Origin of the sequence: Mesorhizobium sp. M1027 (assembly GCF_040318745.1) — a bacterium.
In the GTDB taxonomy this organism is placed as follows: Bacteria; Pseudomonadota; Alphaproteobacteria; order Rhizobiales; family Rhizobiaceae; genus Mesorhizobium.
Genome location: NZ_JAMYMW010000001.1, coordinates 865494 through 882625, shown reverse-complemented (window position 1 = coordinate 882625; position 17132 = coordinate 865494). Strand labels below are relative to the sequence as shown.

At 62.0% G+C, this 17132-nt stretch carries 15 protein-coding genes; 10 read left to right on the top strand and 5 right to left on the bottom strand.

Annotation, left to right across the window (positions count from 1 at the left end):
• Positions 1 to 10: 10 nt before the first annotated feature.
• The 3 genes from NKH50_RS04245 to NKH50_RS04235 are packed head-to-tail and all read left to right on the top strand — an operon-like array spanning position 11 to position 3774.
• Positions 11 to 238 carry a hypothetical protein gene (locus NKH50_RS04245; protein ID WP_352876848.1) on the top strand — a complete coding sequence of 76 codons (228 nt, stop codon included), beginning with the start codon at positions 11 to 13 and terminating at the stop codon, positions 236 to 238.
• A 6-nt stretch (positions 239 to 244) separates the two neighbouring features.
• On the top strand, positions 245 to 1774 hold the full coding sequence (locus tag NKH50_RS04240; RefSeq protein ID WP_352689272.1) for an NAD(P)H-hydrate dehydratase: 1530 nt from the start codon (positions 245 to 247) through the stop codon (positions 1772 to 1774).
• The gene (locus NKH50_RS04235) at positions 1771 to 3774 is read left to right on the top strand and encodes a hypothetical protein (protein ID WP_352689273.1); all 2004 of its coding nucleotides are present in this window, start codon (positions 1771 to 1773) and stop codon (positions 3772 to 3774) included. Before NKH50_RS04240 ends, NKH50_RS04235 begins: the two co-directional genes overlap by 4 nt.
• Positions 3775 to 3817: 43 nt before the next feature.
• On the opposite strand, the gene NKH50_RS04230 is transcribed toward NKH50_RS04235, so the two are convergent.
• Together NKH50_RS04230 and NKH50_RS04225 are read right to left on the bottom strand one after the other, a co-directional pair.
• Positions 3818 to 4888, bottom strand: a complete 1071-nt coding sequence (locus NKH50_RS04230; protein WP_352689275.1) for a M48 family metallopeptidase — start codon at positions 4886 to 4888, stop codon at positions 3818 to 3820.
• Positions 4889 to 4895: 7 nt separating this feature from the next.
• Positions 4896 to 6428, bottom strand: coding sequence for an acyl-CoA carboxylase subunit beta (locus NKH50_RS04225; RefSeq protein ID WP_352478807.1), 1533 nt, complete (start codon positions 6426 to 6428; stop codon positions 4896 to 4898).
• Between the two features lie 387 nt (positions 6429 to 6815).
• On the opposite strand from NKH50_RS04225, the gene NKH50_RS04220 reads away from it, so the two are divergent.
• Positions 6816 to 8237 (top strand): DEAD/DEAH box helicase, encoded by a 1422-nt coding sequence (locus NKH50_RS04220; protein WP_352876844.1) that lies wholly within the window; start codon positions 6816 to 6818, stop codon positions 8235 to 8237.
• 236 nt (positions 8238 to 8473) lie between these two features.
• Here the strand turns inward: NKH50_RS04220 and NKH50_RS04215 are convergent, their stop codons facing one another.
• Positions 8474 to 9295 carry an SDR family NAD(P)-dependent oxidoreductase gene (locus tag NKH50_RS04215; RefSeq protein WP_352876842.1) on the bottom strand — a complete coding sequence of 274 codons (822 nt, stop codon included), beginning with the start codon at positions 9293 to 9295 and terminating at the stop codon, positions 8474 to 8476.
• A 214-nt stretch (positions 9296 to 9509) separates the two neighbouring features.
• Between NKH50_RS04215 and NKH50_RS04210 the strand changes: the two genes are divergently transcribed.
• From NKH50_RS04210 to NKH50_RS04185, 6 genes are all read left to right on the top strand, one after another.
• On the top strand, positions 9510 to 10544 hold the full coding sequence (locus NKH50_RS04210) for a cysteine synthase A (RefSeq protein ID WP_352751728.1): 1035 nt from the start codon (positions 9510 to 9512) through the stop codon (positions 10542 to 10544).
• Positions 10544 to 11287 (top strand): alanyl-tRNA editing protein, encoded by a 744-nt coding sequence (locus NKH50_RS04205; RefSeq protein ID WP_254817175.1) that lies wholly within the window; start codon positions 10544 to 10546, stop codon positions 11285 to 11287. Before NKH50_RS04210 ends, NKH50_RS04205 begins: the two co-directional genes overlap by 1 nt.
• A 35-nt stretch (positions 11288 to 11322) precedes the next feature.
• The gene (gene sseA, locus NKH50_RS04200) at positions 11323 to 12174 is read left to right on the top strand and encodes a 3-mercaptopyruvate sulfurtransferase (protein WP_352751726.1); all 852 of its coding nucleotides are present in this window, start codon (positions 11323 to 11325) and stop codon (positions 12172 to 12174) included.
• Between the two features lie 5 nt (positions 12175 to 12179).
• Complete coding sequence (locus NKH50_RS04195; RefSeq protein ID WP_292655364.1) at positions 12180 to 12743, top strand: GNAT family N-acetyltransferase; 564 nt, start codon at positions 12180 to 12182, stop codon at positions 12741 to 12743.
• Positions 12744 to 12888: 145 nt separating this feature from the next.
• Positions 12889 to 13695, top strand: coding sequence for a 4-hydroxy-tetrahydrodipicolinate reductase (gene dapB / locus NKH50_RS04190; protein WP_352876837.1), 807 nt, complete (start codon positions 12889 to 12891; stop codon positions 13693 to 13695).
• Positions 13696 to 13772: 77 nt separating this feature from the next.
• On the top strand, positions 13773 to 14240 hold the full coding sequence (locus tag NKH50_RS04185; RefSeq protein WP_352876834.1) for a DUF1203 domain-containing protein: 468 nt from the start codon (positions 13773 to 13775) through the stop codon (positions 14238 to 14240).
• Between the two features lie 218 nt (positions 14241 to 14458).
• On the opposite strand, the gene NKH50_RS04180 is transcribed toward NKH50_RS04185, so the two are convergent.
• On the bottom strand, positions 14459 to 15760 hold the full coding sequence (locus NKH50_RS04180; protein ID WP_352478814.1) for an outer membrane protein: 1302 nt from the start codon (positions 15758 to 15760) through the stop codon (positions 14459 to 14461).
• 197 nt (positions 15761 to 15957) lie between these two features.
• Complete coding sequence (gene ald, locus NKH50_RS04175; protein WP_352645808.1) at positions 15958 to 17073, bottom strand: alanine dehydrogenase; 1116 nt, start codon at positions 17071 to 17073, stop codon at positions 15958 to 15960.
• Positions 17074 to 17132: the final 59 nt, after the last annotated feature.

Below are 17132 nucleotides of genomic sequence, written 5' to 3'. Positions count from 1 at the left end.
CCGCGCAGGAATGTACATTCGCATCATTCGCTGTGTCGGATGCGCCATGAACGCCGCGAGCCTACACACCGCCGGTCCTGCCGTCCGCACAAAAATTGGGCAGATCGGATATTTCATGAGCAGCTGCACGCCGTCGTCCCGAACGATGTACGCCGCCAAATTTGCTTGGGGACCTTCGTTGTTTGCGTCGGATCAAAAACTGGACAATGCTTGGGGAAATGATGTGCATGTCGCCTGATATTCCATGAGCAACGAACTTTTGTCTCCCTCCGAAATGGCCGAGGCCGACCGGCTGGCGATTGCCGCCGGTCCATTCGACGGTATTGGCCTGATGCGCAATGCCGGCGCCGCGGTTGCCGCCGTAGTGCTCAAGCGCTACCCGGCGGCGACACGCGTCCACGTGCTTTGCGGCCCCGGTAACAATGGCGGCGACGGCTATGTCGTGGCCCGGATCCTTCGGGAGAGCGCCGTCGATGTCTCTGTGTGGGCGTCTGGATCGCCCAAAAGCGGCCGTGATGCTGCACTCGCTGCCTCGGAATGCCCGGTTGAAGCTCGGCCGCTGTCGGATTTCGTTGCCGAGATGGGCTCGGTCGTGGTTGACGCGCTCTATGGGGCGGGGCTGTCCAAGCCGCTGTCCGGCGACGCCGCCAAGGTGATCGATATCGCGGCCGAATTGAACTTGCCGGTTGTGGCGGTCGACCTGCCGTCGGGCGTTTCCGGCGAGAGCGGCAATGTGTTAGGAAAGGCCTTCCGGGCCCGGACCACGGTGACCTTCGCGCGAAAAAAGCCAGGCCATCTGCTGTTGCCGGGGCGCGAGTTGTGCGGCGACATCGAGCTCGCCGATATCGGCATAGACAACAGCATCGTTGCGCAGCTTCAACCGCGAACATTCGAGAACATTCCGGCGCTCTGGCTTGACCGCTTTCCGGTTCCGGCCGTCGACGCCCATAAGTACAAGCGCGGCCATGTTGGCGTCTTTTCCGGCGGACCGTCGGCGACGGGTGCTGCGCGGCTGTCGGCGCTTGCCGCGGCCCGGAGCGGGGCAGGGGCCGTCACCTTGCTGTCGCCGGCGAACGCCATACAGGTGAACGCGGCGCATCTGACCTCGGTCATGCTGCACAAGATAGACACTATCGCGGATGTGGACGAATTCGTCGGCAGCCGCCGCCCATCGGCCTTCGTGCTTGGCCCGGGATTTGGCATCGGGGAGAAAACGCGCGATTTTGCCCTGGTCGTACTCGGCAACGCCCATGGGCAGGGCAGCGGGATCGACGGGCTGGTGCTCGACGCCGACGGCATCACCTCGTTTCGCGACACGCCGGATGCCCTGTTCGAAGCCGCCCGTCGACCGAAAACGCCGGCTCTGGTGATGACGCCGCATGAGGGCGAGTTCGCCAAGCTTTTTCCCGATGTCGCCGGGCACCACGATTTGTCCAAGCTCGCCAAAGCCCGCGCCGCCGCTAAGCGTGCCAGTGCTATCCTCGTCTACAAGGGCGCCGACACAGTGATCGCGGCCCCCAATGGCCGGGCAGCGATCAACAGCAATGGTGCCTCATGGCTGGCTACCGCCGGTTCGGGCGATGTGCTGTCGGGCATCATCGCCGGGTTGCTGGCTCAGGGCATGCCAGCCTTCGAAGCGGCCTGTGCGGCAGTCTGGATCCATGCCGAGACCGGCAGCCGTTTCGGACCGGGGCTGATCGCCGAGGACCTGCCGCTGGCGCTGGTGGCGGTGCTGCGCGAGCTCGTTGAAAGCCGCGGGATGGCTGCCGAATGAACCGCCTGATTGCGCTGCTCGTTGCGATCATTAGTGCCATGTCCATGGTACAGGCCGCGAACGCCGAAACTCCGCTAACCATCGTCGACGACCCGGCTGTTCTCGCCGAGCTTGACAGCAAGGGCTATGGTTTCGCCGGCATTTTCGGCGTCGATGGCAAGGGCGATTTGAAGACTCTCTACGACAAGGCGCCGGCCTATCATGCGATCGTCGAAACGATTGCAAGCGACGTCGCAGCATTGCGGGCCGAGATGAAGGCCGGCAGCCGGCCGCTTTACGAGGTGACCGACGGCAATGTCGGCCGTGTCATGGACATGCGCTGGCTGAGGACCGATGCCGCGCGCTTCCGTCTCGTCGGCATAGTCAACCGGCTCGATCGGCGCGACTTCGCCGCGCTGCAAGGCGACACGAGTTGCGGCGAAGTGCGCTTCATCTATCGCCTCGCCTACAGCTTCAAGAAGAACGGCAAGGTTTTGGCCTCGCGCCTGCCGTTCAATTTCAGTGCCATCTACAATGTCGCGCCGGATGCCGATGGCGGTTGTGTCGGCGTCGCCGGACGCTGGGCACCACAACTCGACGAGAGCGTCGATGCCGGCTGGCTGATCGGCGGGCCGCTGGAAAGAGCGGCGCTCACCTTCAAGCAGCTCGAGCTCAATGCGCAAGTGGTCCGCTTCCCCTCCGGCCAGGAGACCGAATTCGGCGGACAGGCCGCCTATCTCATGCGCATTTTCGGCATCGACGGCGGGGCTGTCAGTGAAAGACCGCTGGAAAACACGCCCGACACGGCACGTCTCGCCGACGACGCTGCGCTGAAAGCAAGACTTGCCGACTATGTCCGCACCAATGTCGCGGCAATCGACTCCGGCGTCTACCAAATCCCCGATAAATTCTTGGCAAAGAAGGTAGTCTCATGGTCGACTTTCGGCAGCGCAAGGCAGGCCAACCACCCGTTCACGCCACTGTTCCAGCCCGCGGATTTAGCCGGGCTTGATTATTCCAAGCGGAAGCTGGTGCGCACGCCAGAGGCATTGGTCGAGCGGCTGGACAATGGCGCCTGCCAAGGCTGCCATCAGGCGGGTTCGACCGCCGGGTTCCACTTTATCGGCCTGGATGACAAGACGACCTCGCCGCTCAACCGCATCGAGGTCGGTATCTCACCGCATCTTCACGCCGATGTCCCGCGCCGCGTCGCCTGGCTGCGCGCGACTGCCGGGGGCAAGGAACCGAACCGCTTCCGCCCGCTGTCCTTCGCGCCGCCGGCGACATGGAACGATGCCAGCGAAATTGCCTATTCGCCGGCCGAAATGGCGATGCCGTGCTTCATGCCGGAAGATGCAGCCCGTTTCGGCGCGACTTGGCAATGCGGCGGCGGCACCGTCTGCACGCCGCTGGCGACCGCGTCCGGCGTGCGCACCAAGCTGGCGCAATGTCTGTTGCCCAAGGACAGCGAAAACATATTCTCCGGCCATCCGTGCCTGACCGGCTCGATCACCAGCAACCCGGCGCAACCTTTCAATGACCGCTATATCATCACCGGCCAGTTCGCGGCGCTCGCGCCAGGCATTTCGCGTACTGGCTACACCTGCCGACCGCCGAAGATCGGCGTGCCGGCGGGTATCGCCTATCGCGGCTGCGACGATCGGGATCGCAGCTTTGCCGCCTTCAAACCGGGCAAGCCGATGCCGAACGAGATTTGCGGATTGGTCGGCGGCAAAAAATTCGACACCTGCGTGGCGACCAATAATTTCGACCAGTGCCTGGGCGGCGCTGTCAATCGCGGTAATCGTCCCGCCTGCTCGGCCGACCATTTCTGTCGCGAGGATTACATGTGCCAGTCGCTGCCGCCCGATATGCCGGGCATCGGCAAGGTGAAAGGCATCGGCTTCTGCTCGCCGACCTATTTCATCTTCCAGATGCGCATCGACAATCACGCCACGCCGTGGTCGGGCGCTGTCAGCGCGACGATGGGAGCCGGGTTCGGAGCGGCGGAAGCGGAATAGGCCGACGACTCTGACATTGGCCGCAGTAGCTCCAGGCGGACAGCTATCGATCGAGGTCGTCGGCGATGTTCGATGTCCATTCACCGTCGAAATGCCGGACGCGTTCGGCGACGATCGTATCGCTCAGCAGGCTCGACAAGGCGGAAACCAGAATTGGTTCTATCTTTGGCACCGAGCTAAATCCAAGAGCAATCAGACGGTCGGACCAGGGCGGATGGTCCGCGCTTTCGTTATCGGGCGCGTCCCACGCTTTTTGCGCATACTCCTGCAGGATGGGAAGTCTCGACAAGTGAACTGCCGCCGCGAGGATCCTTTCGAGTGGTGGACGAGGCGGCGTCATGGCGCCAAGCAGTTCACGCCGGATCGGACTGTAGACCTGATCATCGAAAAACGCACTGGCAGCACCGATCAGTAGCAGGGCGCGGGCCGCTTCATATGCGTCGCCGGACATCGCTGCATGGCGATCCGCGTCAATTTCCGCCCGCCGCGACAACCGTATTTCTTCGCGCTCCAGCGTGCGCGACAGCGGACCAAGCATCCAGTAGAACAGGCTGCCCGAAACGGTTTTTCCCGGAGGAGCGAAGTCGAAGATTAGATCGAAGCTTTTTTCGAGTTCGGCCAGGTTGAGGCCGCCGTTTGTGTCCTTGTTTCTCAGATGTGCGTTCTCATGGACCAAGATCGCGGCAAAAGCCTTTTGGTCGGTCACTGCGAGCAGAGGAAGGCCGATGGTGAGAATCGCCCTACGGCCAAGCAGCCCCAGAAACGGCCGCTCTTCACCGATACTGGCGTTGAGATCGGGGCTCAGCACGATGGTAGTCCGGCTGGCGCGGTGTTTTCCGGCAATACTCTCCCAGATGGCCCATAATTTCGGGGCTGATTCCCGAGCGATCCCCTCCGCCTTGCTGGGTCGAAAACCGGCGAACAATGTCCCGATCAACAGAACCATGCCCAGCATCGCAGCTGGGATCGCAACAACGCCAGCCGCGATGACGGCGAGCGGATGCCGGTCGAGAAACCAGATCCATAAGACTATTGGGCAGAACAGCGGCAGAGCGAAAAGCAGGACGGCAAACCTGCCGAAGCGCGCTCCCATGTAGAGGATCAGGCGCGACATCAGCGCCTCACAGCGGTATATTGTCGTGTTTCTTCCAGGGGTTCTGCATATCCTTGTTGCGCAGCATCCTGAGTGCGCGAGCGATGCGCCGGCGGGTCGAATGCGGCATGATTACCTCGTCGACATAGCCGCGCTCGGCGGCAACGAAGGGCGAAAGGAAGCGATCCTCGTAAGCCTTTGTATGCGCAGCGATTTTCTCCGCATCGCCGATGTCCTTGCGGTAGATGATCTCGACCGCGCCCCTGGCGCCCATGACGGCAATCTGCGCCGTTGGCCAGGCATAGTTCATGTCGCCGCGCAAATGCTTTGACGCCATAACGTCATAGGCGCCGCCATAGGCCTTTCTCGTGATGACGGTGATCTTTGGCACGGTCGCTTCGGCATAGGCGAACAGAAGCTTGGCCCCATGTTTGATCAGCCCGCCATACTCCTGCGCGGTGCCGGGCAGGAAGCCCGGAACGTCCACGAAGGTGACGATCGGGATCGAGAAGCAGTCGCAGAAGCGTACGAAGCGCGCCGCCTTGCGGCTGGCGTCGGCATCGAGCACGCCGGCCAGCACCATCGGCTGGTTGGCGACGAAGCCGACGGTGCGGCCCTCGACACGGCCGAAGCCGGTGACGATGTTTTTCGCAAAATTCTGCTGGATTTCGAAGAAGTCACCCTCGTCGGCAACTTTAAGGATCAACTCCTTGATGTCGTAGGGTTTGTTGGCATTGTCGGGGATCAGCCTGTCGAGCGACAGATCGTGATCGGTGACCGACTGGTGGCATTCGATCTCGGGAATTTCCGCCGTGTTGGAGGCGGGCAGCAGATCGACCAGCCGGCGCATCTGCAACAGCGCCTCGACGTCATTGTCGTAGGCTCCGTCGGCGATCGAGGACTTCGTCGTGTGGACGGAAGCGCCGCCGAGGCTTTCGGCGGTGACCGTCTCGTTGGTGACGGTCTTCACCACATCCGGCCCGGTGACGAACATGTAGGAGGTGCCGCGGACCATGAAGATGAAGTCGGTCATCGCCGGCGAATAGACGTCGCCGCCTGCGCAAGGGCCCATGATCAGCGAAATCTGTGGGATGACCCCGGAGGCCAGAACATTGCGCTGGAAGATCTCGGCGTAGCCGCCGAGCGCCGCCACGCCTTCCTGGATGCGGGCGCCGCCGGCGTCGTAGATGCCGATGATCGGCGCGCGGTTGCGCAATGCCATCTCCTGCACCTTGACCACCTTTTCGGCATGCGCCTCGGACAGCGAGCCGCCGAACACGGTGAAATCCTTGGCGAAAAGATAGACCGGGCGACCGTTGATGGTGCCCCAGCCGGTAACGACGCCATCGCCGGCGATCTTGGTTTTCTCCATGCCGAAATCGGTCGAGCGGTGCTCGACGAACATGTCGAACTCCTCGAACGAGCCTTCGTCGAGGAAGACGTCGATGCGCTCACGGGCGGTGAGCTTGCCCTTCTTGTGCTGGGCCTCGATGCGGGCTCGGCCGCCTCCCATGCGGGCGATCTCGCGGCGCCGCTCGAGTTCCTTCAGCACGTCCTTCATGACCGGTCCCCAAAACGGAAAGCTGGATTGTGGTAATCGTGGCAGCAAGTGAGCGCAAGCGCCGCTTCGCCATGGCTTCTGCTGCGCTGCAGCATCCGACCCCTTGCATTCCGAAGCGAAGTGGGCCATATGCGGCGGCATAGGCGCTTGGGCCGGGAAACTCCGGCCTTCTCGACGAATGAGACTGGTTGCGTCTGTTTTCCCTCTTCCCGACATATCGGCAAGGTGGCGAAAAAGCCCCGTGGCATGAAGCCTGCGGGCACGACAGCGCAGCCGTGTGGACGATGACGTCCGCCCGCCTTGTCGTTTCATGACAATTTTCGACGGCAGGTTGCGCCCTGCCGCCATCGATGTTTGCGGCCAGAAGCCGCATGAAAGAAGAATATTTTGACCAATGAAAACACTTTGACCGGTGAGAACACTGGGGAACTGACCGGTTTCGCCGCACTTGGAATTAGCGGTGCACTGCTCAAGGCCACCCATGCCGCCGGCTTTACCGATCCCAAGCCGATTCAGGCGCAGGCTATCCCGCCGCAGCTCGAAGGCCGCGACATTTTCGGCATCGCCCAGACCGGCTCGGGCAAGACCGCGGCGTTCGCGCTGCCGATCCTGTCGAAGATCATCGCGCTTGGCACCAAGCGCCGGCCGAAGACGGCTCGTGCGCTGATCCTGGCGCCGACGCGCGAGCTCGCCGTACAGATCGAGGACACCATCAAGATTCTCGCCAAGGGCGCGCATGTCTCGACCGCGCTGGTGCTTGGCGGCGTCTCGCGCTTCAGCCAGGTCAAGAAGGTTGCACCCGGCGTCGACATCCTGATCGCCACGCCTGGCCGGCTGACCGATCTGGTGCGTGAGGGCGATCTCGTACTTGCCGACACCAAATGGCTGGTGCTCGACGAAGGCGACCGCATGCTCGACATGGGCTTCATCAACGACGTCAAGCGCATCGCCAGGGCGACGGCGCCGGACCGTCAGACGGTGCTGTTCTCGGCGACCATGCCGGCCGAAATCGCCGAGCTGGCGAAAGGCTTGCTGAAGAACCCGATCCGCGTCGAAGTCGCCCCCCACAGCACTGCGGCCGCGGAGATCGTGCAGGGCGTCGTCTTTGCCCGCACCAAGCAGAAGCGCCAGGTGCTGTCGACGATGCTCGCCGATGACGCGATGAAGTCCGTTATCATCTTTTCGCGCACCAAGCATGGCGCCGACAGGGTGACCAAGGACCTCGAGCGCGACGGCTTCAAGGCCGCCGTTATCCACGGCAACAAGTCGCAGAATGCCCGCCAGAAGGCGCTCAACGATTTCCGCGAAGGCTCGGTGCGAATTCTCGTGGCGACCGACATTGCAGCACGCGGCATCGATGTGCCCGGCATTAGCCATGTGGTGAATTTCGACCTGCCGGACGAGGCGGAGAGCTATGTCCACCGCATCGGCCGCACCGGCCGTAACGGCATGGATGGCATCGCCATCACGCTTTGCGACCCTTCGGAAAACGCCAAGCTGCGCCAGGTCGAGCATATCATCCGCACCAAGCTGCCGATCGTTGCCGATCATCTCGGCAGCCCCGATCCGCAGCGCAATCCGGCCGAGAAGAACGAGCGCAGCTTCGAGCCGGCCAACGATCGCAACGACCACAACGGCCGTCGCGACGGCAGGCGTCCCGGCGGCGCCAACAACGGCTTCGCCAAGAAGCGTTTCGGCGGCGACAAGCCGGCCTTTGCGGGCGACCGCAAGCCGGAAGGCGCCAAGCCCTTCAAGGGCAACAACAAGCGCCGCTTCGGCGCCAAGCGGCCGGCTGCGCGGGCGGCATAACCTGACCGTTTTGCGTCCGGCCAAGCCTGGCTTGGTTACTCACGATTGAAAAGGGCGACCGGAGTGATGCTTCGGTCGCCCTTTGCTTGAGGCCTCTGGTTTACTTCACCACCGCCTCGACCCACACGACAGTCCGCTGCGCGAGGGAAGGCGTGGTCAATGGCGCGAGCGCGTCGCCGGCAATGACGTGGCGCCCCAGCGACCCGCAAACACGATCCGTCGCCGCGTCACCGATCCTATTCGACCGGTGGCTTGCGGTCGAAATTCAGCGGCCGCGCATCCCAGCGGGTGACCGTGCTGATCACCCATCGGCAGAACGGCCTCGGCAGCATCCTGAGCAGCTTCAGCGTCCAGCTCAGGCGGCGTGGGAAAGTGACTTCGAAGCCGCCGCATTCGATGCCTTGCGCGATACGGCGCGAGGCCAGGTTGACCGGCATCAAGCCCGGCATCGGCAGGACGTTCTTCTCAGTCAGCCGCGTGTCGACAAAGCCCGGATTAATCACCTGGATGCGGACGTTCATCTTGTCGAAATCATATTTCAGCGACTCGGCCAGGATATTGACCGCCGCCTTGGTGCCGCCATAGGCGGCGGTAGTGGGCCAGCCGAAATAGGCGGTGACCGAACCGATCAGCACGACATGGCCGCGCGAGCGCACGCGCATGCGTTCGATGACCGGCACCAGGCCATTGATGATGCCGAAATAATTGACTTCGAAAGACCAACGGAAATTGCGCGCGACAAGATCCTCGCCGGGCGTTGCGATATAGCTTCCCGCGTTGAACACTGCCAACACGATCGGACCGAGATTTTTCTCGATCGCCGCAACCGTCTCTGCCATGCGTTTTTCGTCGGTCACGTCGCAAGGAAAGGCTGCGACACGCCCCGACATCTGCGCCGTTTCGACGATTAGCGTATCGATCGGCTGGTCATCGGGCGCAGTCACCGCGATGACATAGCCCTGAGCGGCAAGATCCTTGGCCAGCGAACGGCCGATACCGCTGCTGCCGCCCGTAATCCAGGCGACGCCATGCTTCGGATTGGCCCGATAGAGTGTCATGCTGCGCCCCGCCGGCCCTTCTTAACCTGTGCTCTACCGGTGAAGAAATCGAATGAAAAGAGTGCTTTTCGGTACATCGTTGAAATGAATACCGGCTGGGCGCCCCTGGGTGCAGGAATTGCAGTGTGCGAATGCGACTGGACCAGGCAAATTCTTGCCTTGAAACCGAAGCTTCGGGTTTCTAGGGTTTCGCCGCACCCACAAAGGAATCTCCATGCCCCGTTCTGTGATCGACGTGATCGGCAACACGCCCCTGATCCGCCTCAACAAGGCCTCGGAAGCAACCGGCTGCGAGATCCTGGGCAAGGCCGAATTCATGAATCCCGGGCAGTCGGTCAAGGACCGCGCCGGCCTGTTTATCATCCGCGATGCGGAGCAGCGCGGGTTGCTGCGGCCCGGCGGCGTCATCGTCGAGGGGACGGCCGGAAATACCGGCATCGGCTTGACACTGGTTGCCAAGGCGCTCGGCTACCGCACGGTGATCGTCATTCCCGACACCCAGAGCCAGGAGAAGAAGGATACAATCAAACTGCTCGGCGCCGAGCTGATCGAAGTGCCCGCCGTGCCTTACAAGAACCCGAACAACTACGTGAAGCTGTCGGGCCGGCTGGCCGAGCAGATGGCGAAGACCGAGCCGAACGGCGCGATCTGGGCCAACCAGTTCGACAATGTCGCCAACCGTGACGGCCATATCCGCACCACGGCCGAAGAAATCTGGAACCAGACCGACGGCAAGGTGGATGGTTTCGTGTCGGCGGTCGGTTCCGGCGGCACTCTGGCAGGCGTCGGTTTCGGGCTGAAGGCCAAAAACAACCAGGTCAAGATCGCGCTGGCCGATCCGCTGGGGGCAGCGCTCTATTCCTTCTACACCAGCGGCGAGCTGAAATCCGAGGGCAGTTCGATCACCGAAGGCATCGGGCAGGGGCGGATCACCGCCAACCTCCAAGGCTTTACACCCGATTTTGCCTTCCAGATCCCCGACGAGGACGCGCTGCCGATCATATTCGACCTGATCCAGGAGGAGGGGCTTTGCGTTGGCGGTTCGACCGGCATCAACATTGCCGGCGCCGTTCGCCTGGCGCGCGAGCTAGGCCCCGGCCACACCATCGTGACCATGCTTTGCGACTACGGCACGCGCTACCAGTCGAAGCTGTTCAATCCTGAATTCCTGCGCGAAAAGAAGCTGACGGTGCCGGGGTGGATGGAGCAACAGAGCACGATTTCGGTACCGTTCGAAAGGGTTGCGTGATGGCGCACAAGACCGAAGCGCTGTTTCGTGACGACGCCTATTTGGGGACGGCCGACGCCACCGTCGTCGCAGTCAACGATCGCGGCGGCATCATTCTGGACCGGACGGTGTTTTACGCCACATCGGGCGGACAGCCGGGCGACACCGGCAGCCTCGAACGTGCCGACGGCACCGGCATAGCGATTGCCGCTACGATCACCGGCGAAACCAAGGACGAGATCATCCATGTGCCGGCGCTGGAGCAGGCAGTTCCAAAGGTGGGCGAGCGCATGCGGCTCGCCATCGACTGGCCGCGGCGGCAGTTGCTGATGCGCATGCATTCTGCCTGTCACTTGCTTACCGTCGTCTGCCCGTTCCCGATCACCGGCGCCGCGGTTTCCGAGGACGACAGCCGTATCGATTTCGACATCCCGGACGCCGGCTTTACTAAGGAAGACGTGACGGCCAGACTGATGGAGCTGGTGCGGGCCGACCACCCGATCTTCACCCGGCTCATTTCCGACGAGGAACTGGCATCCAATCCGGGCCTGGTGAAATCCAAGAATGTGCGCCCTCCGGCTGGCACGGGAAAGATCCGATTGGTCTGCATCGGCGAGAACGCCTCGATCGACAGCCAGCCTTGCGGCGGCACCCATGTAAAGAGCACCGGCGAAATCGGCGAGATCCATATCGGCAAGATCGAGAAGAAGGGCCGCGAGAACCGGCGCTTCCGCATTCGCTTTGGTCCTATGCCGCCAGCCTGATATAGGACTGCGACAGGCGGGACAGGAGAGAAAAGATGGCCGACGACAGTCCTTTCACCATCGATGCCGATTGGTTGCAGAAGCGGCTCGGCAAGCCCGGCCTGACGATTGTCGACGCGTCCTGGTATCTGCCGGCACAAAAGCGCGACGCGCGCGCCGAGTATGGCGCAGCGCATATTCCAGGCGCCCGCTTCCTTGACCAGGATGCGGTTTCGGACCCCGACGCGGCTCTGCCGCACACGCTGCCGTCGCCGCAGCATTTCGCGCAATATGTCGGCGCGATGGGTATTTCGGCCGATGACACGATTGTTGTCTATGACGGGCCAGGGTTCTTTTCTGCACCGCGCGTCTGGTGGTTGTTTCGCGTCATGGGCGTATTCCAGGTCTATGTTCTCGACGGCGGCTTCGACCGTTGGAAAGCCGCCGGACGGCCGGTGACGGCGGAGCCGACGAAGATCGCCCCTTGCGTGTTTTATGCCAACTTTGATGCCGCCCGCGTCGCCAGCCTTGCCGACATGCGCCGGATCGTCGAGACGGGGGAGAGCCAGATCGCCGACGCGCGCTCGCCTGGCCGTTTTGCCGGCACCGAGCCGGAGCCGCGCCCCGGCATCCGCTCCGGTCATATGCCGGGCGCGCACAACGTGCCGTTTTCGGCGCTTTCGGAAAACGGCGAATTGTTGCCAAAGGACAGGCTACGCAACGTGATCGAAGGAGCGGGCATCGACCTGTCGAAGCCGGTCGTCACCTCCTGCGGCTCGGGCGTCACCGCGGCAGCCATCACGCTAGCTTTGGAGACGCTTGGCCATACCGACAACAGGCTTTATGACGGTTCGTGGACCGAATGGGGCGGGCTTTCCGACACGCCCGTCGTGACGGGCAAGGACTGACGGGAATGGAAGACGGATCGCTGGAAGACATCGACGTCACCGTGACGTTTCTCGAAATGCATGTGCCGCCTGCCTATTCGCCCCCTCTGCCGTACAACCGCCAGATCGCGCTGCTCAAGACCAAAGACATTCCGCTGCATTTCTACCGCTATTTGATGGATCGGGTCGGCCGCAAATGGCACTGGGTCAATGTGCTGAGGCTGAGCGACGAGGAGCTTGCGGCGGGCATTCACCGCGAGGACCGCGACATCAGGGTGCTTTATCTGGATGGTGCGCCGGCCGGCTTCTTCGACCTCAAACCGCATTTGCCGGAGGAAGTGGAACTCGCTTATTTCGGAATGATGGAGCACGCGACCGGGCAAGGCATCGGCCGCTGGTTCCTCGGTGCGGCAATCGCCGCGGCGTGGTCGCACGGGCCAAGGCGGGTAACCGTGCAAACCTGTACCCTCGATCACCCGGCAGCACTGCCGCTCTATCAAAAACTAGGCTTTACGCCAGTGGCGCAAAAAAAAGAGGTCGTACATCCGATGTCTTTCGCCGAGCGCGCGGCCAGCGTCATGCGGCCGTGATTTCAGGCCCGTTCATCCAGGCTTCAGCTTGTCGTTGCCACGCCCAGGGTCTGGATCAACACTCAAAGGTGTGTCCGACTTGTATGAGCCTGGCACTTTCCATATCGCTGTCGTCTAAAAACCGATGGTGATGGAGGATCGCACGATGACAATACGGGTGGTAATGGCCGGCGCGACGGGCTGGGTCGGCAAGGCGCTGGTTCCGGCGATCGGGGCGCAAGGCGACATGGCGCTGGCCGGGGCCGTGTCACGTAGCGGCGCTGGGCAGGATTCCGGTCTGCTGGTTGGCATGCCGGCTAATGGTATTGTCGTTTCGGCTTCGCTGGCCGAGGCGCTGGAGGCGCCGTCGGACGTACTGGTCGACTTCACCAAGCCGCATGTCGTGAAAGACCATGTGCTGCTCGCCATCGACAAGGGACGGCACGCTGTGATCGGCACATCGGGACTGGGTGCTGCCGACTATGCCGACATCGATGCCGCGGCGCGCGCCAACGGCGTCGGCGTCGTTGCCGCCGGCAACTTTTCCATCACCGCGACGCTGATGAAGCGGTTTGCACTTATGGCGGCAAAATACGTGCCGGATGTCGAGGTCATCGATTATGCCGGTGCAAAGAAACCCGACGCGCCCTCCGGTACCGCACGGGAGCTTGCTGAGGCGCTGGCCGACATCCGCAAGGCCTCAACGGCAAAGCCGGTCTCCGAGGTCTCTGGCGTGCCGGCTACACGCGGCGGTGCGGTCGGCGCAGGCGAGGGGGTGCAAGTGCACGCGCTTCGCCTGCCGTCCTACATCCTGTCCTGCGAGGCGCTGTTCGGCCTGCCAGACGAGCGGCTGACCATCCGCCATGACGCCGGCTCGTCCGCGGCGCCTTACGTGGCGGGCACCCTGCTCGCCATCAGGCGGGTACAGCAGATCAAGGGTCTGGTTCGCGGTCTCGACGCGCTGATGGACTGACCCATTTCGGCAGGAATCGGGTGGGAAGCTCTGTCTTGCGAGCATAATTTCCGCTCAACGACACCGGAGATTTTGCCATGACGATAAGATTCAAGGCCTTGCCAACCGACGCGGTCCGGGCACTTCAGCGCGGCGGGGCGGATGCTTATGGCCTGAAGCCAGAGCGGCAGATTTCGGACGGCGACGGCGTGCCTTGCCGTCATTGCTTGAAGAATGTTGCTGCGGGGGAAGCCTATCTTGTTCTGGCCTATCGGCCTTTTCCGGAGCTGCAGCCTTATGCCGAAACCGGGCCGATCTTTCTGCATGCGGAAGAATGCGAACGCGCTGCCGAGGTTGAGTTGCTTCCCGAAATGCTCGAAAGCAGCGATTACATCGTGCGCGGTTATGGCAAGGACGACCGTATTGTTTACGGTAGCGGCGGCGTCATTCCGACCGACGCCATTGCCGCACGGGCAGAGACGTTGTTCAGACGCGACGACATTGACTACGTCCACATCCGCTCGGCCCGCAACAATTGCTATCAGTGCCGGATCGACCGCGCGTAACCGAACAGGCTGCACCGGCTTGGGCCTGTCGCACTCCCGTCGCATACAAGCGGTAGAAAGAGACTGTCGATCGATTTGCCGACCGCGGATGAACCGGCGGAAATCTCGATAACCGAGGAAGCGGGGCTTTGGCTCCGCTTTTTTGTGCCTGCATTGTTCGCAAAACAAAAAACCCGCCGGGATTAGCCGGCGGGCTTGAACGATTTGCCTGGAGGGCCTTAGTTGAACTTATACTTCGCACCGATACGGACGGTGTGGAAAGAAGGAGTGGTGGTGAGGACATCGCTCGGCCCTCCAAACTCCTCCAGAATATCCTTCTCGGCAAACTGCGAATAACGATATTCGAGACCGACAGTTACGTTGTTGGTCACGGCCGCTTCCAAACCACCACCGACCGAGAAGCCGCTCGAGCCCCAATCGATGATGTCGCCGATGGGTGAAGATGCGTTCAGATCGAAATGTTGCCAGCTGTAACCGCCAAGCACATAGGCGAGGGTTGATTCGTTGACCTTCAAACCGACCCGGCCCAGCACATCGAAACCATAGTCGGTGTCCAGATTAATGGACCCGCCGGGCACTTCCAGCTCCGAGGTCATGCCGGAGTAGCGAGCATCAACCATAACGCCGGCAACCCAGCTGCCGAAGTCATGATCGTAGCCGGCGTTCAATTCGCCAAACACGCCTTCGCCGCCGATACCGTTGAACTCCAGGTCGCCAAGCGGCGGAACATTGATCTGATGCACCGACGCACCCGCGCCGCCCGCACCGCCGATATAGAAGCCGGTCCAGTTGTAGGTAGGTGCCTCAAAGGAAGAGACACCGCCATTCTGGGCGCCAAAACGATAATTGGCTGCTACCTGGAACGTGTGACGCGATGTATCGAGGTTGATTGCGCCATCCGGTACACCGAACTCGGAAAGGACATCATCGTTGGTGCTGAATTGCGTAAAACGATATTCGGTTTTGATGGTCCAGTTGCTGTTGATGGCCGTCTCGACGCCGGCTCCGACGAAGTAGCCGCTCTGGTCCCAGTCGAAGTCAAAACCTGCGCTCGTGTCAAATTTGTATTTCTGCCATGAATAGCCACCAAGGACATAGCCCAAAGTGTTTGGCGTGAAGAGGTAGCCTGCCCGCAAGCCAGCGTCGAAACCATAGGTCTCTTTGACCGATGCGTCGAATCCAGCAACGTCGAGGGAGGTTTCGATGTTGCCGGCATGAGCGTCCAGAAGTCCGCCGATCAGGAACCGCGGCGCCACCATATAGTCATACCCAACGGTGAGTTCACCGTACAGGCCTTCGCCACCAATACCGTTGAACGACACCCCAGGAATGAAGTCGCTGCTCAACTCGTGGACGTTCGCCCCGGCGCCAACGCCAAAGCCGACGTAGATGCCACTCCAGTTGAAGCCCGCCGTCTCTACGACCGGTTCGACCACGTCGGCGGCATGAGAGACCGACCCAAGCGCCAGAACAGAAACTGCGCCGAGAAGAAGAGATTTCGTGAATTTTCTGCTGATCATTACCCTGCCCCTGGTGAACCCGGCATCTACGTAGCATCGGCTCATTGTGGCGGCTGTAACAAAAAAGCCACAGAAAGAGCACATTGCATCAAACGGGCACCAGATGCGGGCAAGACCGGCTGTAGACCGAGAAAATTGCCTGTGAACAAGCAGCCGCCGACAGCATCGGCGACTCATCAGGAACAAACGGTTGGAAATCAGGCCGCGAGAACGGCCTTCGGCTCGACCAGTTCGTAACCGAGCGCTTCGGCCACCGCGCGATTCGTTATCTTGCCCTTGTGGACGTTCAGTCCGTTGCGCAGATGGTGGTCGTCTACCAGCGCCTTGAGGCCCTTGTCGGCGAGCTGCAGGCCATAGTGCAGCGTAGCATTGTTGAGCGCGTGGGCCGAGGTGACCGGCACCGCACCCGGCATGTTGGCGACGCAATAATGGATGATGCCGTCGACTTCATAGGTCGGCTCGGCATGGGTGGTGGCGTGCGAGGTCTCGAAACAGCCGCCCTGGTCGATGGCGACGTCGACCAGCACGGCACCTTTCTTCATGCCCGACAGCATTTCGCGCGTCACCAGCTTGGGCGCTGCTGCCCCCGGGATCAGCACGGCGCCGACGACTATGTCAGCCGAAAAACATTCTTCCTCCAGCGCCTCGACGGTCGAGTAGCGGGTGTGAACGCGGCCGCCAAAGATGTCGTCGAGCTGACGCAGGCGCGGGATCGAGCGGTCGATAATAGTGACGTCGGCGCCGAGGCCGGCCGCCATCCGTGCGGCATGCAGGCCGACAACGCCGCCGCCGAGCACGGTGACCTTGCCGGGGAGCACGCCGGGCACGCCGCCAAGTAGCACGCCGCGGCCGCCATTGGCCTTTTGCAGCGCCGTGGCGCCCGCCTGGATCGACAGGCGGCCGGCAACTTCCGACATCGGCGCCAAGAGCGGCAGGCCGCCGCGCTCGTCGGTGACCGTCTCGTAAGCTATCGCGGTCACGCCGGAGGCCAACAGGCCCTTGGTTTGCTCCGGATCCGGGGCAAGATGTAGATAGGTATAGAGGATCTGGCCGTCGCGGAGCTGAACCCATTCGTTGGGCTGCGGCTCCTTGACCTTCACGATCATGTCGGACTTGGCAAACACGTCGGCTGCCGTCTTGGCGATCGTGGCGCCGGCAGCGCGATACGCGTTGTCATCGGCGCCGATGCCTGCACCGGCGCCGGTCTCGACCAGCACTTCATGGCCATGCGCGACATATTCGCGGACCGAGCCCGGTGTCAGGCCGACGCGGTATTCGTGATTCTTGATTTCCCGGGGGCAACCGACGCGCATCTTTTTTCTCCTGATCCGGCCCTTTGGGGCTCGTTCCCTGTCTAGAAATAGTGAACCAC